Raw genomic sequence first — 19250 nt, 5'->3', positions numbered from 1 at the left:
ACGAAATTTCGTGCCCCCACCGTACCCGCTCGAAAGGGAACTCACCGCTGGGACCCTGCGTTGGCCAAGTGTACTTCTACAGCCTCTGGGGGCCGTCAAGAAAGTCGAGCTACTGACGCCGGCCTGCCTCCTTCCGGGATGTGGCATCCGCACTTTTGTCAGGGAGCATCGATGATCGAAGCTGACGACCTCACAAGCGCGCCCGATGAAATCAGCGCGGCCCAGTGGCGTCAGATCGTCAATGGCGCGACTGATACGGCCATCATCAGCGCCGATGAACGCGGACTCGTTACCAGCTGGAATACCGGCGCGAGCCGGATCCTTGGCTGGAGCGAACCCGAAATGCTCGGCAAGTCCTTGGACCGGATCTTTGCCGCAGACGCTGGCCAGGCGCAGTTGCGCAAAGAAATGGAAGATGCGACCGCGCACGGTAGGGGCGGCGGCGAGGAAGGCTGGCGCCTCCGCAAAGACGGGAGCCGTTTCTGGGCGGTGGGCGAACTGAGCCCGATCCGCGAGGGCGGAAAGATCGTCGGTTTCGTCAAGATCCTGCGCGACCGCACGATCCAGCGGGAGGCCGAGGAGATGATCCGTGAAGAGCGGCATTCGCTCGAAGTGCTCAATCGTGCCGGATCGGCCCTTGCCCTCGAGACTGATCTCCAGCGCCTGGTGCAAATCGTAACGGATGCGGGCGTCGAACTCAGCGGTGCCGAGTTTGGGGCGTTTTTCTACAACCTCACCAACGAGGCCGGCGAAAGCTACATGCTCTACACGCTTTCGGGAGCGCCGCTGGAGGCATTTTCGAAGTTTCCGATGCCGCGAAATACCGAAGTGTTCGCGCCGACCTTCAACGGCGAGGGCATCGTGCGCTCCGACGATATCACCAAGGATCCCCGCTATGGCAAGAATGCGCCGCGTCGAGGCATGCCCGAAGGCCATCTGCCCGTCCGGAGCTATCTCGCCGTTCCCGTGATTTCGCGGACGGGGGATGTGATCGGAGGCCTGTTCTTTGGCCACGGCAAGCCTGGCGTCTTTTCGGAGCGCTCCGAGCGGGGCCTCTCGGGGCTCGCCGCCGAAGCGGCCGTGGCAATCGACAATGTCCGTCTTTCGCAGGCGTCGCACCGCGAAATCGCAGAACGCAAGCGTGCCCAGGAGGCGCTCGTCGAGTTGAATGCCACGCTGGAAAAGCAGGTGATCGAGCGCACCGAACAGCTTAAGCGCAACGAGGAGGCGCTGCGGCAGTCCCAAAAGATGGAAGCGGTGGGGCAGTTGACGGGTGGGGTCGCCCACGACTTCAACAACCTCCTCCAGGTGATCATGGGAAATCTCGACACGTTGCAGCGTAATGTTCCTTCGGATTCCGCGCATCTGCAGCGCGCCGTGCGTCACGCGATGAATGGCGCCCAACGGGCGGCCTCGCTTACCCAGCGCCTTCTCGCGTTCTCGCGCCGCCAGCCCCTCGATCCCAAGCCGATCGACGTGAACGTTCTGGTCAACGGCCTTTCCGAGATGGTCCATCGCACGCTCGGCGAGACGATCGCCGTGGAGACCGTGCTCGGCGCCGGGTTGTGGCGCGTGGAAGCCGACCCCAATGAGCTCGAGGCTGCCATCCTCAATCTCGCCGTCAACGCTCGCGATGCCATGCCAAATGGGGGAAGGCTGACACTTGAGACCGGTAACGCCCACATCGATGAAGCCTATGTCGCGGCACATAGGGAAGTGGTGGCGGGCCAGTACGTCGTCATATCGGTCACCGACACCGGCGTTGGCATGGACCGGCAGACCGTGGCGCAAGCGTTCGAGCCCTTCTTCACGACGAAACCCGTCGGCAAAGGCACGGGACTTGGGCTGAGCCAAGTGTATGGCTTCGTCAAGCAGTCGGGCGGTCATGTAAAGATTTATTCGGAACTTGGGCAGGGCACCACCGTCAAAATTTACCTGCCTCGCCTGTTAGGCGACTCGTCGGATGACACCACACCTGATGAGACGCTCAATCCGGAGGCGACCCAGGAAGAGACCATTCTCGTCGTCGAGGATGACGCCGACGTCAGAGCCTACTCTGTCGACAGCCTCCGCGAGCTCGGCTATCGCGTGCTGGAGGCCCATGATGGGCCGGCGGCTCTGCGGATTCTAGACCGGCAACCCCGAGTGGATCTCCTGTTTACAGACGTGGTCCTTCCGGGAGGTATGACGGGCGCGCAGGTCGCCGCTCAAGCCAGAGCCATCCGCCCCTCCTTGAAGGTGCTGTTCACTACCGGATATGCCCGCAACTCGATCATTCATCACGGCCGGCTCGATAAGGGCGTGCAATTGATCGTCAAGCCCTTCAGCTTCAATGAACTGGCCGCCAAGGTACGCGACGTGATGGATCAAGTCGAAAACTGAGCGATGGGGCGCGCAGCAGAACGAGTTGGCTTTTCTCCGTCTTGCCCTTCGTGCGCGCCCGATACGGTGCGCAGGCGCGAGGACGGAAGCCCCAATGCTTCGCGAACGCGATGAGCTTGTCGTTAAACTGGACCGACCGGCTCACCGCGTCGTGGCGCACCACGAGCGCGCGTGGATTGTCCATCAGCACTTCCTCCGGCACGCCACCGAAGGTCGTAAATGCGCTCTCGAGCCCGGCGAACCAGTGCTCTTGCTTCTCGGCCCGGAACGCACGCACATGCAGCCGCCGCGAATGCCCGAGCGTCGCCACAAACACGAATGCTTTGATCTTCACCCCGCCGATCTCGACCAGACGCTCGCCGAAGTCGATCTGCAGCTGCCGGCCCGGCGGCGTCTCGAACCGCGTCGTCGCCAGCGCTTCGGCCTTCAGCGCCTGGCGATAGGGCTGCACGGCGCGTTGCAGCGTTCGCCGGCTGACTGCCACGCCTTCCTCGGCCAACAGGTCCTGGCGCACCACATCCGCATTGCCGCGATGCCGAACGAACCTCTCGCGCAGCCAGCCTTCAAGGCCATCGAGCCGTTTCGGGCGATCAGGCGACTTGAATGGCTTCAGCCCACCGGCCGCCACGTAGCCCTTCACCGTGTGATGGCTGCAGCCCAGCTGCCGCGCAATCCGCTTCAGACCCCACCCGCACGCCCTCAGGCGCAACATCTCCGCCACGTCATCCGGCGTCTTCATCACCTGCCCCCGTGGATCAATCCACGACGAGCCTTCCGTGATTCGTTCCTCGTTCATTCCCTCTCTCCTCGGCTATCCAAGGAGGGGGCAATTCCTCGTGACGCCGAGGGGGCAGTTTTCCATGGCGCGCGACACACGGGGTACGCAATGCCCGAGTGGCCGAACGTCGAGCAGCAAGATGAAGACGACGGCCTGAAACGGGCTAGCTCGCGCTGGCTCAAGAAAAAGACGCCGCCGGTCTCAATAATACACGCCCGGCGGCGTTTCCTTCCTGAACTGGGACGCTGAAATCCCCAGCACCAAGCAAACTGCAGGGGCTGTGCCACGGGCCAATGACGCATCAAGTCCGCGTGATATGTGAGGCCGTTCACACGCGATCATCGCGAGTCGGCCTAATGCACCGATGGGTGGCAACTCGGTGTCGGAGAATTGTGATGCCGTTTTTCAGCAGCCAAAGCTTGGCGTCAGCAGCCGCTGCTTCAGTGCTCAGTATTCTCGTCGTGGGAGCGCTTACCTTTTCGGCCGTTGGTTATGTGGAGTGGTCATCGGGCGTTAATCTGATCCATTTCATTGGCCGGACTGCCGCGGATGCCTCAACGCCGGTTCTGCCGCTCAAGGGGCGAACAGGTTGCGAGCAGGGCAATAGGCCGCTGCCCGCGCTTTCTCTACCGCTCGACTGACGCCGACCTAAAGCGACAGCGCCCAATGTCCCTAAGAGACTAAACCGCCAGACGGGCAGGCAGAGCCTCATCGCCTGCTGGCGACGTGCATCGGCGAATTTGTGCCTGGCTCGGGCGCCCCTATGGTTGCCCATATGGCAATGCCTATGGCCAGCGCTAACAGCACTGTCTTTGTAGCAATCTTGTCGCCAGACATCTTGAGACGCCTCTCATGCGTCAGCGCGGCAAATCTCAAAAATTACGCCGCCGGGCCCGAAATGGTTTGTCCCGGCGACGCCCTGTCATTCCTAGCGCTAGGGCCCTGAAATTCCCAACGTCACTTGCTTAGCAGGTACCCGGAGTGACGGCTGTTGCCTAACTCACACAAGGTCCAAAAGAGGAGCCGACGCTCAGGGCCGGTGCGCCGGCTCCTCCGAAACGTGACCGTGCTGCGTCCCCAACGGTCCCGTCCCTCAGAGAAGCCTGCGCAGATCACGTTGCTGATTTGCTAACGCCTCGGGAACAAGTGGGAATGCGAAGAGTCAATTCGTTGCTCCCGCGATCAGGTGCCCCCCCGACCGGGAGTTGAGTGGCGACCCTGGTGCCCCCAGCGCCGGGGTCGCTTGTATGCGTCCCCCTGAGGCCCTCGGCATGTGCGACGTCGAGTGCAATTCAGGCTGCCGCGGATGTACCGGCATTCTGCCTGAACCGAGGTGGCTCTTGCTCACCGGCACCCGCGCCCCCAGCAGACGAAACGACAGCCTCAGCGATCCCCAAGCTGGGGCCGTTTTCGCGTTTTGTGTGTAGAATTGGCCGCGGGCGCGGAAGACACGCCATCGGGGCCCGGGCTGTTGCGGCGAACAGGGAGGCGATTGGGGAGCGTTTGTCGTCGACCAGATGGGCTTACAGGCACCTGCGGGATGCTTGCCATCCACACCAACATGCCCGCCACCGTTCCAGCCGACGTCGACAAGGCCCTCAAGGCCGGCAACCCACCGCCGTCCAGTCTCTCCGCAGAGGAACGACGCGCCTATGAACAGCTGGTCAGAACTCTGGCGCGAACATGCTCACCGGAGGTCACCCATGAAAGATTGGAGGCGATGCGCCAGTTTTCGGCGTAGCTCGAGTGGTAGGCTTTAGCCCACGAGCGATGGGAGTGCTGTGGTCACCATTGTCAATTTGGGATTGGAGGACGTTTGATTAGTGCTCGACCAAACGCGCCGATCATTGCTGCCGCCTCATGATCTCCACGATCATCGAGAATGCGATGAAGCGTCCTCGCACTTTCTTGGAATACGGGCAAAAGCGATGGGTCACGTTCGCACAAGACACCTGCGATACACAGTGCAAGGGCCTCCACACCCATCTTCGCTTGAGCTAACGGATCTGCTGCCATCTTTTCCTGCCTTCATCGACAGTTTCGCAATCGTACACCGCCCGATCCCCGGGGCTCAGTTTGTGTGACGACGCTCGCTCCTGGAGGCGATCAAGCCCTTTAATTCCTCGACAAGACGCCGCCTGATGAAGTTGCGTTCTGCGTCAGTCAGTTGAGTGTCCAACAGCCGCCGGTACCGCCGTACATTTGCTTCGCGAGTCCACCGAGCATCCGCGCGGGATACTCTCAACGGCCGATGCCGCTTCGTCGCAGCATGTCGTTCGGAATCGCAAACGGCGCGCACCGGCTTGCTCAACCGAGGCAGTTGCATCGCCATTCCACCGCGCGGCGGCGGATCCTCCTCGTCGTCCAGCCGCTTCAGCGCCGCCAGGATATCGGCGAGGCGCAACCGATGTGGAATGCCAGGGATCTCCCGCAGGGTCGGTTGCGATTCGATGACGTACATATCCGATGCCCAGGACGATAGGATGACGCGCTTCTCGTCTGTCGAGAGCCGCGCGTCATTCAATACATCGCCGGGTGAATTGTAGTGGGATACTGAATGAAATAGCGACTCATTGAGGTTGGCATTACGATTGACTTGGCTCATGGCGTGTCTCCTGTTTCTCCTCTCGTCCAGAGACGCGTTGTTAAAGGCTTGGATATGGAGGTCGGCGACGGTCATGCACCGCCGACCTCTGACGTTAGTTGCTGTTGATCGCGATACGCTTGACGCTCGATCGTGACTGCTCGGACCTCGGCAGCGTCACGGTGAGGACGCCGTTCTTGAAGTCGGCCTTCGCCTTATCTTCCTCGACGCCATCAAGCGGAATCTGGCGCTCGAAAGAGCCGTAATATCGCTCGCTGACGAACTTGGAATCGTCGCTGCGTTCTGCTTTCCTTTCACCCCGGATTGAAAGGATGCCGTTGGCGATTTCAACCTGGACATCCTTTTCGCTGAGGCCTGGAAGCTCGGCGGAAATCCTAACCTCCTTATCGGTCTCATTCAGTTCCAGGCGCGGCCAGCTAAACTGGCCCTCCATCAACGGAGCGTTGATGCGACCGAATGAACCGAAGCCGCGGAAGGCGTCATCGAACAGACGGTTCATCTCGCGGTGAAGCGTGAGAAACGGATCGAATGCCTCTCGTCCGGTTGAGAGTTCTTGCCCTTTGCCCCAGGGAACGAGATCCCGAATACCCATGATATCCTCCTTAACTTGACATGCGGCTGGTCAGCGCACGGACGGTTACCGTCCGTGCGTGTTTTGGCCCAATAGGAAGCGGGCTCAGGCCGCCTTCTGCGTGATCTGTCCGCCAGGAGCGCCACTTCCGATGGCAATACGCCGAGGCTTCATGGCCTCGGGGATTTCGCGCACGAGCTCGATCTGCAGCAGACCGTTCTCGACCATTGCCGACTTGACCTGCACGTAGTCGGCGAGGCTGAACTGTCGCTTGAACGGACGCGCCGAGATACCCTGATAGAGGTATTCGTGCTGGTCCTTGTCGCCCTTGCGGCCTTCCACGGTCAGCACGTTCTGCTCAGCCGTCACCGAAATCTCGTCCTGGTTGAAGCCGGCCAGTGCGACCGAGATCTGGTAACGGTCCTCTCCGAGCCGCTCGATATTGTAGGGCGGGTAGTTGTCTTCGGACCGTTGCTGGGTTTCGTCGAGAAGATCGATGAGGCGGTCGAATCCAATACTCGAACGCCACAGGGGAGCGAAATCGTATGTCCTCATAGCCAAGTCCTCCAGAGAGCAAGATGGATACGAAGGAGCGCAAGACGATCGGTGCAAGACACCTGTCCGGCGCCCTGGTTGCTTTGCCGAGCCCAACCTGGCGCCCGGCACCGCCCGTAAGCGGCAAAAATCCAATTAGAAAAACGGCGATCAGTTTCAAGAGCGTTCGCAAAAATTTTTTGGCTTGGTTTTAGTCGGGTTATTCCGGCCCGCGCACCGGAACCGAGTTCGGGCAGTTGGCTCGCGAGGGCACGCCGGCCATCTGCGCCGGGTCGGGAGACCGCTCAATGCTGAACCTCGCGCGGGATCGGAGAGTTTGCACTTTGTCCCCGGGCGTGCCAGTCCCATTGCGGTATTTCCATTTGCTCTGGGGCCGGCTGCCGTGCAAAGGCTCGCCACGAAGGCACGCGTCATGTGAGATCCGTTGCGCAGCCGGCGCGGAAGCCTAGCTTGCAACTGACCTGTCAGAATTTCAGCCGGCCAATTCGGGCAATTCGCTCCGCAGGCCAGTCATAATGAAGTTCACGCCTATCGCCGCTACAATGAGCGCCATGGTGCGGGTCATAACGTTGATCCCCGGTTTTTCCCAGGAACCGCTCAATCGCCGCCGCCGTCCAGAGTGTCAATCCGATCAGGAATGTTGCGATGATTGACGCCGCAGCAAGCAGCGCCTTCGAAAGCCAGCCAGGATTATCATTGGAAAGGGTGATCATGATGCCGACTTCGGCTGGTCCGACGAGCAAAGGGAATGCAAACGGTGTTATCGCCATTCCATGGATATCTACCTCGCTGCTGTCAACTCCGGTGGATTGCAAGAATTTCCCATACTGTGCCTGAAACATCTCGAGCGCGATGACCAGTGCGAGCAACCCGCCCGCGATACGAAAGTCATCGAGGCCGACATTGAAGAAGCCGAGGATCTGCTTGCCGAGGACCGCGGCCCCCACAAAGAAAACCGCAACCGCCGTGCATGCCAAGACGATGATACGATGGATATTTGCGCTTCGCGCCTGCCGCGTGATCGCAAGAAAGACTGGAATGGCTCCGACCGGATTCGTCAGCGCATAGAGCAGCATCGTGATTCCGACGAACTGATTCCAAAGCATAGTCGCAGCCCACCTTGGACAGCTGAACGCCGCCGCCCTCAATCCTTTTCGATGGTAATTTGTGACTCAGCTGCGAGGCCAGCCAGTGAACTCACTATTGTACGACGCAAAATTGTACGACGCAAAACGTCATCTGGAATGTCGGCGGATTTACACACGATAATGCGTGGCGCCTCGCTACGACCGGCCCAGACCATGTATCTGTGAATTAAACCGCCCGACTTGATGCCTTCAAGGGCCTCGGTAAGTAAATCGTGAAGCTGTGCCGTGAGCCCCGCAGTTAGGTGCCCGACGCCTCCAATTCAGTCATTTCCAATTCGCAACATCGCGCGAGCGAGCTCGAGCTCACTGATTGCCTGGCGCAATGCCCGGCGGGCCGCACTCTTGTCGCCGTTCGCACAGGCTGCGCTCAATTCAGCAAGGTGTCGACGCGCCGTGTCGGCGTGCGCCACAAGATCCGCAGCCCCTGCAAAGCTGGATCCCCGTTTCGAGTCCATGGTCAAATTGTCTCCGAGGACCTTTCGGTAAGCTGAAGCTTGCTCACAACAGACGATGGGAGCAGATTCGGCCATTTCAAGGGTTCTTGGCCATGGTCGCAGCCCGGAAGGCTTGTGATCGTAGAGCCGCTCAGAATTCGGTCAGCACGGTTGTCGCTGGAAGCTTGATCGAGCCGACCGGGTCCATGGGACAAGGGGGATCCTGGAACATCCCGGTTGCTGGCCTCCTTGTGTCGGTTGCCAAGTCATCGATCGCAATGGCACGGCCGTCGCGCCCGTGCCATACGAGTACGCCGAGCATCTTTTGCTCGGCATCGTGAGATTAGCGAGTAGGACCTTCTCCACGGAGCGCCTATGACGGTCCATGTCCATTTGATGACGATGCATCTATGACGAAAGTCGCGAGCGCTGGATCGCTCTCGACTCTAAGCGGCGTTCGATTCCAAACCGTTTGAGATCGCCGGAAACGAAATCGTCGGCAAGTCGTCCGGCGCATGATGGGTGTGGCACACTAACCTCAACCTCACATGCCTTTTAGGCGTCCCTCGTGGACGTCGATTGATTGTGCCTTCAGGCGCGTCACGAGGCGAGACAAGCCGTGGTTTTTGGTCACGTGCTGGAAGATCTAGAAGCATGTATTGTACTCCAAAAGAGGGGCGTGAGCTGGGGATACTCGACGGGATAGGAGACTAGAGCTGACGTCCGCAAGGTTTTGGCAGCCAAACAGGAGCGTCCGGTGCTCGCGACCAGGGCGCTTTTTGTTTGTGAGGCTCACTCCCGCTCTACATCGACGATACATCCTCGCTTTCCGTTGGCGAGGTGAGCGCCAGAACCAGAAGTCTCGCCGAGCGGGCGCAGCGGGAAGGGCGCCGGCTGGGCTTCATCGTCATCGACTATCTGAAGTACCTGAAAGCGTCATCCCAATATCGTGGCCAGCGTCACTATGAGATCGGCGAAATCTGCGGTGGTCTGAAGTCGCTGGCCAAGGAGCTGAATATCGTCGTCATCCTGCTCGCGCAGCTCAATCGAGAAGTCGAGAAACGAGATGACAAGCGGCCACAGCTTTCCGATCTGCGTGAGAGCGGCGACATTGAGGCGGACGCCGACACGGTGCTGTTTCTCTTCAGGGAGGAATATTACCCGTCCAAGCTCGAGCCGAAGCCGGGCACACCCGAGCACATGGAGTGGCAGACGAAGATCGAAAGCTGCCACAACCGCCTCGAGATCATCGTTACGAAGCAGCGAAGCGGGCCCACTGACTCGTCAGGGTATTCTGTGACCCCGCAGCACAGCTATGCGCTCGACTTGGTCGCGACGATCACGCGGCTGCAGGCATCGTCGCCGACCAAGCTGGCGGTGCGCTGCCCTCTGGGTGCCGAACCGCGCGATCGCGACCAACATCTCCAAGCCGGTGCAATGCGACATGATGCCGATCAAGCGGGCAGGTGGGTGGTACGAGGCGCCGGGCGCGACGATGGAGCGGGCGGTTGATCGTATCCCTCCGTTGAGGGCCGCCTTGTTTGACGAACGCGATCGCTGCAGGTCCTAGGGGTAATCCTAGGAGAAGCGCTATGACGATTTCGAGGGCGGAGGTGATCACGTCGGTCGAGCGGCGGCGCCGCTGGTCGCAAGATGAGAAGGAACGGCTTGTTGCAGCGTCGCTGGAGCCCGGCGCCAATGTTTCCGAGGTGGCTCGCGTGGCCGGGCTTCATGTGAGCCAGCTGTTCAGGTGGCGCAAGGAGCTTTGCAGGCACGGCGAAGCGAGCATAGCGCCGTTTGTTCCGGTTGAGATTGGGTCGTCCGCGCCACCGCGGGAGGTGGCCGAAGCGCCGTTGACGACGACGACGCGTCGACGCAAGAGCCACGGCATCATCGAGATTGATCTTGGTACCGGGCACCGCATCCGGGTCGATGGCGACGTTGATGGAGACGCGCTACGTCGTGTTCTCGATGCTTTGGTCCGCCGATGATCCCAGTTCCCACGGGCGCGCGAGTGTGGCTCGCGACAGGCTACACGGACATGCGCCGAGGCTTTCCGTCGTTGGCACTCCAGGTGCAGGAGGTGCTGCGCAAGGACCCGCTCAGCGGTCATCTGTTCGTCTTCCGCGGTCGCCGAAGCGATCTTGTGAAGGTGATCTGGCACGATGGCCAGGGAGCATGCCTGTTCACCAAGAGACTCGAGAGAGGAAAGTTCGTCTGGCCATCGGTTGCGGGTGAAGCTGTGACGATCTCGCCGGCTCAGATGAGCTACCTGTTGTCCGGAATCGATTGGCGTAACCCTCAAGAAACCCATCGGCCGACGCGGGTCGGATAGCCGCTTTTACGATTTGAATCTGCTGCTCGATCTGATTCAATGGCTTCATGACATCGAAGCCGGACGATCTTCCTTCTGACCTCGCGAGCGCCTACCTTGCGCTGCTGGCCGAGCGAGAGATGTTGCAGGCTGAGCGCGATGTCGCCGTCGCGGATGCCGCCAGTGCGCGGGCGGAGCTGTCGGACAACGAAGCGCTGATCGCACATCTTGAGCTGCGGATCGAGAAGCTCAAGCGCGAACTGCACGGGCAGCGATCCGAGCGCTCGGCACGGCTGCTCGAGCAGTTGGAGTTGGAGCTCGAGGAACTCGTAACCACGGCGAGCGAGGATGAGCTTACCGCTCAGGCGGCGGCGGCGAAGACGCAGAACGTCCGTCCCTTCACGCGTAAGCGGCCGGTGCGCAAGCCTTGGCCAGACGATATCGAACACGAGCGCGTCGTCGTTGAAGCTCCAACGACCTGCGCCTGCTGCGGTGGATCACGGCTGGCGAAGGTCGGCGAGGATGTGACCAAGACGCTGGAGGAGATCCCGCGCCGCTTCAAGGTCATAGAGACGGTACGCGAGAAGTTCACCTGCCGCGATTGCGAGACGATCAGTCAGGCGCCTGCGCCGTTCCATGCCACGCCGCGCGGCTTCATCGGTCCACAATTGCTGGCGACCATCCTGTTCGACAAGTTCGGCATGCATATCCCGCTCAACCGCCAAAGCGCGCGCTTCAAGAGCGAGAGGATCGACCTGTCGTTGTCGACGCTGGCGGACCAGGTCGGCCACGGGACCTTCGCGGTCATGCCGCTCTTCCACCTGATCGAACGCCATGTGCTCGCTGCCGAGCGCCTTCATGGCGATGACACTACCATCCGGATCCTGGCGAAGGGCAAGTGCACGACCGGACGGATCTGGACGTATGTACGGGATGATCGGCCCTTTGCCGGGCCTGCGCCGCCTGCGGCGGTCTATTACGCCTCGGGTGACCGACGAGGCGAGCATCCCCAGAAGCATCTGGCCGCCTTCGCCGGCATCCTGCAAGCCGATTGCTACAACGGCTTCGAGCCGCTGTTCGATCCGCAGAAGAAGACACTACCAATTACGCCGGCGTATTGCTTTGCCCATGCCCGGCGAGGCTTCTTCGAGCTGGCTGACATCGAGAAAAATGCTCGGGAGGGCAAGAAGGGTAAACCGGTCTCCCCGATCGCACTGGAGGCGGTCAAGCGGCTGGACGCGTTGTTCGAGATCGAGCGCGCCATCAACGGCTGTGACGCTGACGACCGGCGCGCCGTCCGCCAGGAACAGAGCAAGCCGCTTCTCGACGACATGCACGCCTGGCTGCTGCGCGAGCGCGAAACCCTCTCGCGCTCGTCCGAGGTCCTGAAGCCGATCAACTACATGCTCAGGCGCTGGGAGGGCTTCGCCCGCTTCCTCGACGACGGCAGGATCTGCTTGACCAACAATTGCGCTGAACGCGCATTGAGAGGCATCGCCTTGGGACGGCGCAACTGGACCTTCGCCGGCAGCCAGCGTGGGGCCAACCGTGCCGCCATCATGCTGACGATGATCACGACGTGTCGTCTCAATGACGTCGATCCAAAGGCCTGGCTTGCCGACGTCCTCACCCGTATCGCCGATCTTCCCACTTCGCGTCTGCACGAACTGCTGCCCTGGGAATGGAAGCTTCTGCGCCAGGCTGCAGAGCCCTCCGATCAGCGGGCCGCCTGATCTTCACCCAACGCCATCATAGCGCTCTCGAGACCCGCGCGCATGCGTCAATCGGGCGGCCCTCGTCGTGTGCGTACGGTTGATCTCGCTGCGTTCAGGATACATCCCGGCGCGACGATGCTTTGGCATGATTATCTTCTGAGGAGATGGCGAGATCAGGCAGCGTGACAAATGCATAGCGAAAGTGTCATTAGGAGACGAATGAGTATTTTGAACCGTTTGAGTATTTTTGAATGAAAACAATTATTTAAGCGAGTAACGTGGGATATAGAAGCCCGCCGCTGCCCCTAGTATTTATTCCTCATCACCGCACGGCTTTGGGTATCTATCGGTGATGAGATCGCCGTCACCGCGCTCCCGCCTTCTTGCAACGGAAAGGAGTGCGCTGTGGTCATCAAGCGTCGCAATCGAACGAAACATACCAAGACATTCGAAGATAGATTGGCCGAGGAGGCCGCTCGCTTCAGGGTCGCTGCTGCGCAGCTCCCGCCGGGCACTCAGCGCGAGCTATATCTTCGCCGAGCGCGTCAGGCCGAGACGGCAGCCCATATCAACGAGTGGCTGACATCGCCAGGGCTACAGCCGCCTAAGGCGCTCGAGGACGTACACATGAGGAAGTAACATGACCCCCAGGGAACGCCGTGACATGCCGTGGATTATTGGAGCTGCCACTTTGGTTTTTGTCCTGTCGATCGTCGTTGGCGGCATGACGTACTTCCGGTAGACAGCCGGCCTTGCGGAGCGAGATCCCCAGTGGATTGACTTTTGCACTCGTAGCCAATATTCGCCCGCAAATCAGCTTGAGTGAATAGATGCGCCCGGCCGCTCCCGTCCGGGCGTCTCTCGTGTGTGCCGAGCATGACCGGCAGCTTGGAGGTGGAAGTCCTCTATCCAGCCTGATGACGGTGAAGGATTAGCGAAGCGCAAGGGCGTCATCGCGAGGTGGGGTCTGAAGGAAGCGTGGAGCAAAGCCGCGGCCCGATGGACAAAAACCGGATAACGAGGCCTACCCGGCCGGACGAGCGAGCACGTGATCGCGAAGTCCACGGTCATCAAGGGCCGGGGTGGTAAATCCGGCGGGCGTGCGGCGAAGGCGGTCGATCTTACCTCGGGAGATCTGCGCTGCGTCTCGGCAACGAGACTGAGGTCGTCGTAAGGCGACTTGACCGCAGTGCAGAAGTCAGCAGAGGGCATAGTAGGCGGAACGAGTTTCGCCGAAGGCCTGAACGCTGGAAGTGACGAGTAGATGCAGCGATATCGCATCGGCCATGCGACTGAATTCCGGGCAACTGGCCTCGGAACGGCGGGAAGGGGTGAAACCCTGACTGACGCTGATCAGAGGAGTCGAAGCTGGCGCGACGATTGCTGACACCCAAACTACGGCGGCAACAGAACAACTCTTGCCGCTTAATCCAGCGAACCGCCGTATACGGACCCGTATGTACGGTGGTGTGGGAGTTGCGCCTTGCAAGCGCGTTGAAGTCTGCCGTCTGAGATGACGGCCGCGGCAAAGCCTAGCGAGCAGCCGCGAACCGAGTCTTGCGTGGCGTCCGGTAACGGCCGTTGCGAAGCGTAGACAGGGAGGTTGTAGGCCGGAATGAAGTGAACGGGAAAATAGCCCCGAAATCGAACGTGATCGGAGTAGCCGACCCTGTCTCTCAAAGGGGAAGGCGGAACCGCAGGCCGCGACAACGCGAGCGGTCAGAGGTGCTCCCGGGGTTCGTACCGCCAGCATGCAATCAAAGGAAGCAGCGTGAACAAGGGAGATCCATCCGGTTCAAGCGCAAGCTTGTAAGACCTGCCAAGCCGCTGAGGTGAGAAGGGTCTGACGACCGGGTGGAAGTCAGACTGACCGATAGTACTCCGAGGACGGGAGAGCCGGCCACATGGGGAAGCGGTCAGCGGTAGTTGAATTGTTCTTGGGCGACATGGGCTCCATTCAACGGGAGTTACGGCCTTCTATGCAAAGAGAAGATCAGCTGACCATGGAAACGAAACTTGAACAAATAGCAGTGAAAGCTCGGCGCGAGACAAATCTTCGCTTCACCTCGTTGGCCCATCACATCACGCGCGACCGAGTGCAAAAGAATCTATTACAGATTCCGAAGCGCTCCGCCGCCGGGGTGGACGGACAGACGGTGGAGGCGGCGAAGGAGAGCTTCGAGGACTGGATAGGGCCAATGCTCCAATCCATCCATCGCCAGGGATATCGGGCGCCGAACATTCGGCGGGTCTATATCCCCAAGCCCGGTAAGACGGAGAAGCGTCCCCTCGGGGTTCCAACTGTCGCCGACCGGGCGCTCCAGCGCAGCACGGCTGAGGTGCTGGCCGCTATTTACGAGCAGGACTTCTTACCCTGCTCGTTCGGCGGCAGGCCGAAGCTCAGCGCCCATCATGCCTTGGCGACCCTCAATGAGGTGATCGCCGGCGGCATGATCAGCTGGGTGTTGGAGGCGGATTTGAAGAACTTCTTCGGGAGTCTCGATCATGATCGGGTCCTCCGGTTTGTCGAACATCGAGTCGGTGATCCGCGCCTGATCAGCTTGATCCGGCGCTGGTTGAAAGCGGGCATCCTGGAAGACGGAGCGGTGCACCCGAGCGAACAAGGAACGCCACAAGGCGGATCGATCAGTGTGCTTTTGAGCAACCTCTACCTTCATTACGTTCTCGACCTCTGGTTCGAACGCGTGGTGAAGGGTCGGTTGCGGGGCGAAGCCCGACTGGTGCGCTATATCGACGACTTTGTGATCTGCTTCCAATATCGATCGGACGCCACCCGCGTACAGGAGGCCTACCGTCTTCGGTTGGGGAAGTTCGGCCTCACTCTAGAGCCGACCAAGACCAAGTTGGTCGAATTTGGTCGGTTCGCGCAAAGACATGCGGGCAAACGCGGCAGAAACCGCCCGGAAACAATCTACTTTCTGGGGCTGACGCTCTATTGCACGCGAAACCAAAAAGGCAACTTCAAGGTTGGGATGCGCACCGAGAAATCTCGGCTAAAGCGCAGCCTTATGTCTCTGCAGGAGCTGATGCGGCAAATACGGCATTACAAATCAGTGACCAGGCCGATGAAATCAACCTCGTCCTGCGCGGCCACTATGGCTATTACGGCGTCGCCGGAAATCTCCGGAGCCTCGTAAAAGTCTATCGGGCCGTGGAGCGTTACTGGCGCGGAATGCTGCGCAGCCGCAGCTGGGCAGGCCGACGCCTCACTTGGGACGCCTTCAACCAAATCAAAGAACGGACACCGTTGCTGAAGCCTAAGCTGCGCCTCCCTTATCGGGAGCTGCAAGCGCTTGCAGTGCTGTGAACCAACTGTCGAAGAGCGTCGGTGCGGGAAATCCGCACGCCACGTTCTGTGGGAACCGGGGGCGGGCGACCGCCTCCGGTGACCCGGTGGGAGGGGCTGCGAGGCTCCCCCCTATCCCGATTTCACGCAGCTTTCGCGTCGATCGGTTTGATCTTTTCCAGGTCGCTGCCAAGTTCTTGTTCGGCTATCTGCACGTCATAGGCATTCTGCAGGTTCAGCCAAAGCTGAGCAGAGGTTTTCAGCGCCTTGGACAGGCGAAGAGCAGTGTCCGCGGTAATCGAGGTCTCCTCGTTCGCAATACGCTCAATCCTGGTACGGGGAACGCCGCAAACCTTGGCGAGCGCACCGGCCGAAATGTCGAGCGGGATGAGAAATTCCTCGCGTAGCACCTCACCGGGGTGCATTGGGGGCAGTTTCTTTGCCATATGACCCTCCTTGGTCTGGCTAGTGGTAGTCAACGAACTCGACCTCCATTGGACCTTCAGCGGTCCATGTGAAGCAAATGCGGAACTTATTGTTCACGCGGATGGAATATTGCCCCTTGCGGTCGCCTTTCAGGGCTTCAAGGTGATTGCCGGGAGGGGCCAAAAGGTCGTCTAGGTTCACAGCTGCGTTCAGATACTGGAGCTTACGGCGAGCTACCTTGAGCAGATCGGCGCGGAAAGCCTTTCTTGGCTTTGCCGTTGAAGGCTGCTTCGGTCAACTCGTCCTTGAAGCTCTTGATCATGATCGGAGTGTATCATGCGGTGATACGTCTCGCAAGAGGTTTGTATCATAATATGATACGTTCTGTAGATCCGCAAGTTTTCCGATGGCGGAAATCCTCCTACCGAATAGGTGGGAGCCGCGGGATTACTACGCCGCTCTGGAGTGCGCTTGAGGCCGGGTGTCGGCGCGCGATCGGGATTTGGCGTCGTCGAGCCGGCAAGGATGACGTTTGCCTGCACTGGGCGGCCTCGTCGGCATTCGAGCGGCCCGCAGGGGCGCAAAGCGATCTTTTCATTCGGTTCAAGAACGGGGCGACCTGGCAGGTCGTCGGCTCGGATAGCTATAACTCGACGTCGGGTCTCCTCCAGCCGGTGTGACATTCTCCGAATGGGCGCTTGCGAACCCAGCAGCGTATGCGTATCTCGCCCCGATCCAACCACGCCAAGTCGATGCTGGACGTGGCGCGCGAGAGCTCTGACTGGTTCGCGCAGGTTCTGACTGTCGACAACACGGGCACGATCTCGCGTGAAGCCGTTGAGATCCAGCGCAGGGAGTATCACGGTATCTACAGCGACGAGGCCGGCGATGCGCTGATCGAGCAGGAATATTTCTGTCCTTCGAGGCTGCGGTTCTCGGGCTCCTATTGGGGCAAGCAGCTCCGAGAGGCAGAGCAGGGCGGCCGGATCCTCGATGTCGCGGTGAATCGCGATCTGCCCGTGAACACGGCGTGGGATATCGGTGTCGACGATGCGATGGCGATCTGGTGCTTCCAAGTCTATTTCATGTTCCTGGCCCGGTGCTCCATGCGATCCCGGCGCTCAAGAGCTTCTACGCTGAAGCCAACACGTTCTGGGGCAAGGTCTAGGCAGTAGACTTGTAAGCGCGGAGCCACAGCCGGATGGGCGCTCACGGGGCGTTCGGTCGCGGTGCTATGGGGCTTGTTCCTGACCGGCATCGGGACCGTATTTCAGTGGCTTGATCCAATTGCGTGTTTCGGCAATTTCCGGACAGCAATTTCGGTAATTCGCGGACAGCGATTTCAGTAATTCCGGGACAGGGATTCCGCTAAATCGCGGACAGTTGCGGGAGGTTGGTTTTCGGGAGCGCCGTTCAGGCAATGTTCTCTCTCAAGCTGAGTTTGAGAGGGGCAATGCCGAGACGGAAGCAAGCGAAACGAACCACTGTGAAGGACCTACGATCGATCCTGAGGCTGACGTACGAGCAGGACCTGTCGGTTCGGGAGATCTCGGAACGGCTGCAGATCAGCAAGAGTTCGGTTGCCACCTACCTGCTGCGAGCGCGTGAAGCGGGTTTGAGCTGGCCGCTGCCGCCGATTTACGAGAGCGAGGCGGCCTTGCAGCGAGCCTTGTTCCGGCGGGTCGGGCGCCCCCCGCAGGACTTGAGCGAGCCTGAGTGGCCACGGGTGGCGCAGGAGCTCAAGCGCAAGGGCGTGACGCTGACGCTGCTGTGGCAGGAATACCGGACGGCGCATCCCGACGGCTATGGTTACACGTGGTTCTGCGAGAAGTTTGACGCCTATCGGCGCCGGGCGAACCCGACCTTCCGTCATCGCCACGCGGCGGGTGCAGTGATGCAGACCGACTATGCCGGTCCGACGGTGGAGGTGATCGATCCGCAAACCGGCGAGATCCGTCAGGCGCAGATATTTGTCGCGGTGCTCGGGGCCTCGTCGCTGACCTTCGCTATGGGGAGCTTCGGTCAGCGACTACCAGATTGGATCGAAGGCCAGACCCGAGCCTTGTCGTACTTCGGCGGAGTTCCCAAGGCGATCGTCTGCGACAATCTGAAGGCCGGGGTCGTCAAGGCGTTGTGGTTCGAGCCGACGCTCAACCAAACCTTTGCCGCCATGGCCGAGCACTACGACACGACGATTTTGCCGACCCGCAGCCGCAAGCCGCGCGACAAGGGCAAGGTTGAAGGCGCGGTGCTGATTGTTGAGCGCTGGATTCTGGCACGGCTGCGCCATCGGCGGTTCTTCAACCTGACCGATCTCAATACTGCGATCGGCGGTCTGCTGGAGGAGCTGAACCATCGGCCGATGCGCCATATCGGCAAATCCCGCCGGCAGCTGTTCGAGGAGATCGAGCGCGCTGCGTTGACGCCGCTGCCGGGCGAGCCGTTCGAATACGCCGAGTGGAAAACGGCGAAGGTCCACCCCGATTATCACGTCGAAGTCGACAAGACCTTTTACTCGGTGCCGCACCGGCTGATCGGCCGTCGGGTGGACGTCCGGCTCACCTATCGAGCCGTCGAGATCTTCCAGGATCACACGCGTGTCGCCAGCCATGTGCGCCGCTCTCAGCGCGGCGGCCATGTCACCGTGAACGAGCACATGCCCAAGGCCCATCAGCGTTATGCCAATATGACGCCGGCGAGCTTGATCAAGATGGCAGCGCGGATCGGCGTCAACACCGCCACTCTGGTCGAGCGGATGATGCGTGAGCGCCCGCATCCCGAGCAGGGTTATCGCTCCGCCATGGGGATCATCGCCCTGGCACGGCGCTACGAGCGCGATCGGCTCGAAGCGGCCTGCGAGCGGGCACTCGTCATCAACGCGATCAGCTACTCCTCGGTGAGCGCGATCCTCAAATCCGGGCTCGACCGCGCGAGCCCTGCTGCCGCACCCGTCAAAGCCACCCCCTCGCACGCCAACATCCGTGGTGGGGGCTATTATCAATGAAGGAAAGGAAC

The 19250-nt window shown here is 60.4% G+C and carries 16 protein-coding genes and 2 pseudogenes; 11 read left to right on the top strand and 7 right to left on the bottom strand.

The annotated features are described in order from the left end of the window. Positions 1-171 precede the first annotated feature (171 nt). Complete coding sequence (locus ACVMB1_RS27030) at positions 172-2382, top strand: ATP-binding protein (RefSeq protein WP_076826819.1); 2211 nt, start codon at positions 172-174, stop codon at positions 2380-2382. Here the strand turns inward: ACVMB1_RS27030 and istA (ACVMB1_RS27025) are convergent. Continuing rightward, on the bottom strand, positions 2330-3178 hold the full coding sequence (gene istA / locus ACVMB1_RS27025; RefSeq protein ID WP_244558766.1) for an IS21 family transposase: 849 nt from the start codon (positions 3176-3178) through the stop codon (positions 2330-2332). The genes ACVMB1_RS27030 and istA (ACVMB1_RS27025) overlap by 53 nt on opposite strands. A 377-nt stretch (positions 3179-3555) precedes the next feature. Between istA (ACVMB1_RS27025) and ACVMB1_RS27020 the strand changes: the two genes are divergently transcribed. Next, positions 3556-3801: a hypothetical protein gene (locus tag ACVMB1_RS27020; protein WP_456849371.1), complete on the top strand. Its 246-nt coding sequence runs from the start codon at positions 3556-3558 to the stop codon at positions 3799-3801. Between the two features lie 840 nt (positions 3802-4641). Further along, positions 4642-4823 (top strand): annotated as a pseudogene (locus ACVMB1_RS27015) (epoxide hydrolase); the annotation flags it as partial. A 408-nt stretch (positions 4824-5231) separates the two neighbouring features. Here ACVMB1_RS27015 and ACVMB1_RS27010 read toward each other — a convergent pair. The 3 genes from ACVMB1_RS27010 to ACVMB1_RS27000 form a co-directional block, all read right to left on the bottom strand. Next, positions 5232-5840, bottom strand: a complete 609-nt coding sequence (locus ACVMB1_RS27010; protein ID WP_076826821.1) for a hypothetical protein — start codon at positions 5838-5840, stop codon at positions 5232-5234. A gap of 19 nt (positions 5841-5859) precedes the next feature. Further along, positions 5860-6357, bottom strand: coding sequence for an Hsp20/alpha crystallin family protein (locus ACVMB1_RS27005; protein ID WP_244558767.1), 498 nt, complete (start codon positions 6355-6357; stop codon positions 5860-5862). An 84-nt stretch (positions 6358-6441) separates the two neighbouring features. Continuing rightward, the gene (locus tag ACVMB1_RS27000) at positions 6442-6891 is read right to left on the bottom strand and encodes an Hsp20 family protein (RefSeq protein WP_076826824.1); all 450 of its coding nucleotides are present in this window, start codon (positions 6889-6891) and stop codon (positions 6442-6444) included. A 23-nt stretch (positions 6892-6914) separates the two neighbouring features. Between ACVMB1_RS27000 and ACVMB1_RS26995 the strand changes: the two genes are divergently transcribed. Beyond that, on the top strand, positions 6915-7085 hold the full coding sequence (locus ACVMB1_RS26995; RefSeq protein ID WP_158074180.1) for a hypothetical protein: 171 nt from the start codon (positions 6915-6917) through the stop codon (positions 7083-7085). Positions 7086-7355: 270 nt separating this feature from the next. Here the strand turns inward: ACVMB1_RS26995 and ACVMB1_RS26990 are convergent, their stop codons facing one another. Beyond that, a complete protein-coding gene (locus ACVMB1_RS26990) occupies positions 7356-7967 on the bottom strand; it encodes a MarC family protein (protein ID WP_443090105.1) in 612 nt (203 codons plus the stop codon). A 1313-nt stretch (positions 7968-9280) separates the two neighbouring features. Between ACVMB1_RS26990 and ACVMB1_RS26985 the strand changes: the two genes are divergently transcribed. The 5 genes from ACVMB1_RS26985 (at position 9281) to ACVMB1_RS26965 (ending at position 15660) form a co-directional block, all read left to right on the top strand. Further along, the gene (locus tag ACVMB1_RS26985) at positions 9281-9985 is read left to right on the top strand and encodes a DnaB-like helicase C-terminal domain-containing protein (RefSeq protein ID WP_083714969.1); all 705 of its coding nucleotides are present in this window, start codon (positions 9281-9283) and stop codon (positions 9983-9985) included. Positions 9986-10065: 80 nt separating this feature from the next. Further along, positions 10066-10464, top strand: a complete 399-nt coding sequence (gene tnpA, locus ACVMB1_RS26980; protein ID WP_057016786.1) for an IS66-like element accessory protein TnpA — start codon at positions 10066-10068, stop codon at positions 10462-10464. Further along, on the top strand, positions 10461-10808 hold the full coding sequence (gene tnpB / locus ACVMB1_RS26975) for an IS66 family insertion sequence element accessory protein TnpB (RefSeq protein WP_057016787.1): 348 nt from the start codon (positions 10461-10463) through the stop codon (positions 10806-10808). The genes tnpA and tnpB overlap by 4 nt, the downstream gene beginning before the upstream one ends. A 47-nt stretch (positions 10809-10855) precedes the next feature. Further along, positions 10856-12520, top strand: coding sequence for an IS66 family transposase (gene tnpC, locus ACVMB1_RS26970; protein WP_076825946.1), 1665 nt, complete (start codon positions 10856-10858; stop codon positions 12518-12520). A 1985-nt stretch (positions 12521-14505) separates the two neighbouring features. Continuing rightward, positions 14506-15660: a reverse transcriptase domain-containing protein gene (locus tag ACVMB1_RS26965; protein ID WP_456849369.1), complete on the top strand. Its 1155-nt coding sequence runs from the start codon at positions 14506-14508 to the stop codon at positions 15658-15660. A gap of 292 nt (positions 15661-15952) precedes the next feature. Here the strand turns inward: ACVMB1_RS26965 and ACVMB1_RS26960 are convergent, their stop codons facing one another. Both ACVMB1_RS26960 and ACVMB1_RS26955 read right to left on the bottom strand, forming a co-directional pair. Then, a complete protein-coding gene (locus ACVMB1_RS26960; RefSeq protein ID WP_076829481.1) occupies positions 15953-16255 on the bottom strand; it encodes a HigA family addiction module antitoxin in 303 nt (100 codons plus the stop codon). 19 nt (positions 16256-16274) lie between these two features. After that, positions 16275-16557, bottom strand: a pseudogene (locus tag ACVMB1_RS26955) (type II toxin-antitoxin system RelE/ParE family toxin). Between the two features lie 430 nt (positions 16558-16987). On the opposite strand from ACVMB1_RS26955, the gene ACVMB1_RS26950 reads away from it, so the two are divergent. Continuing rightward, positions 16988-17410, top strand: coding sequence for a hypothetical protein (locus tag ACVMB1_RS26950; RefSeq protein ID WP_244558888.1), 423 nt, complete (start codon positions 16988-16990; stop codon positions 17408-17410). 278 nt (positions 17411-17688) lie between these two features. Further along, positions 17689-19239, top strand: a complete 1551-nt coding sequence (istA, locus tag ACVMB1_RS26945; RefSeq protein ID WP_253603713.1) for an IS21 family transposase — start codon at positions 17689-17691, stop codon at positions 19237-19239. The last annotated feature ends 11 nt before the right edge of the window (positions 19240-19250 follow it).

It is taken from the genome of Bradyrhizobium sp. USDA 4504 (assembly GCF_054063995.1).
The sequence above is the reverse complement of the archived record's forward strand: the minus strand, read 5'-3'. Positions and strand labels throughout refer to the sequence as shown.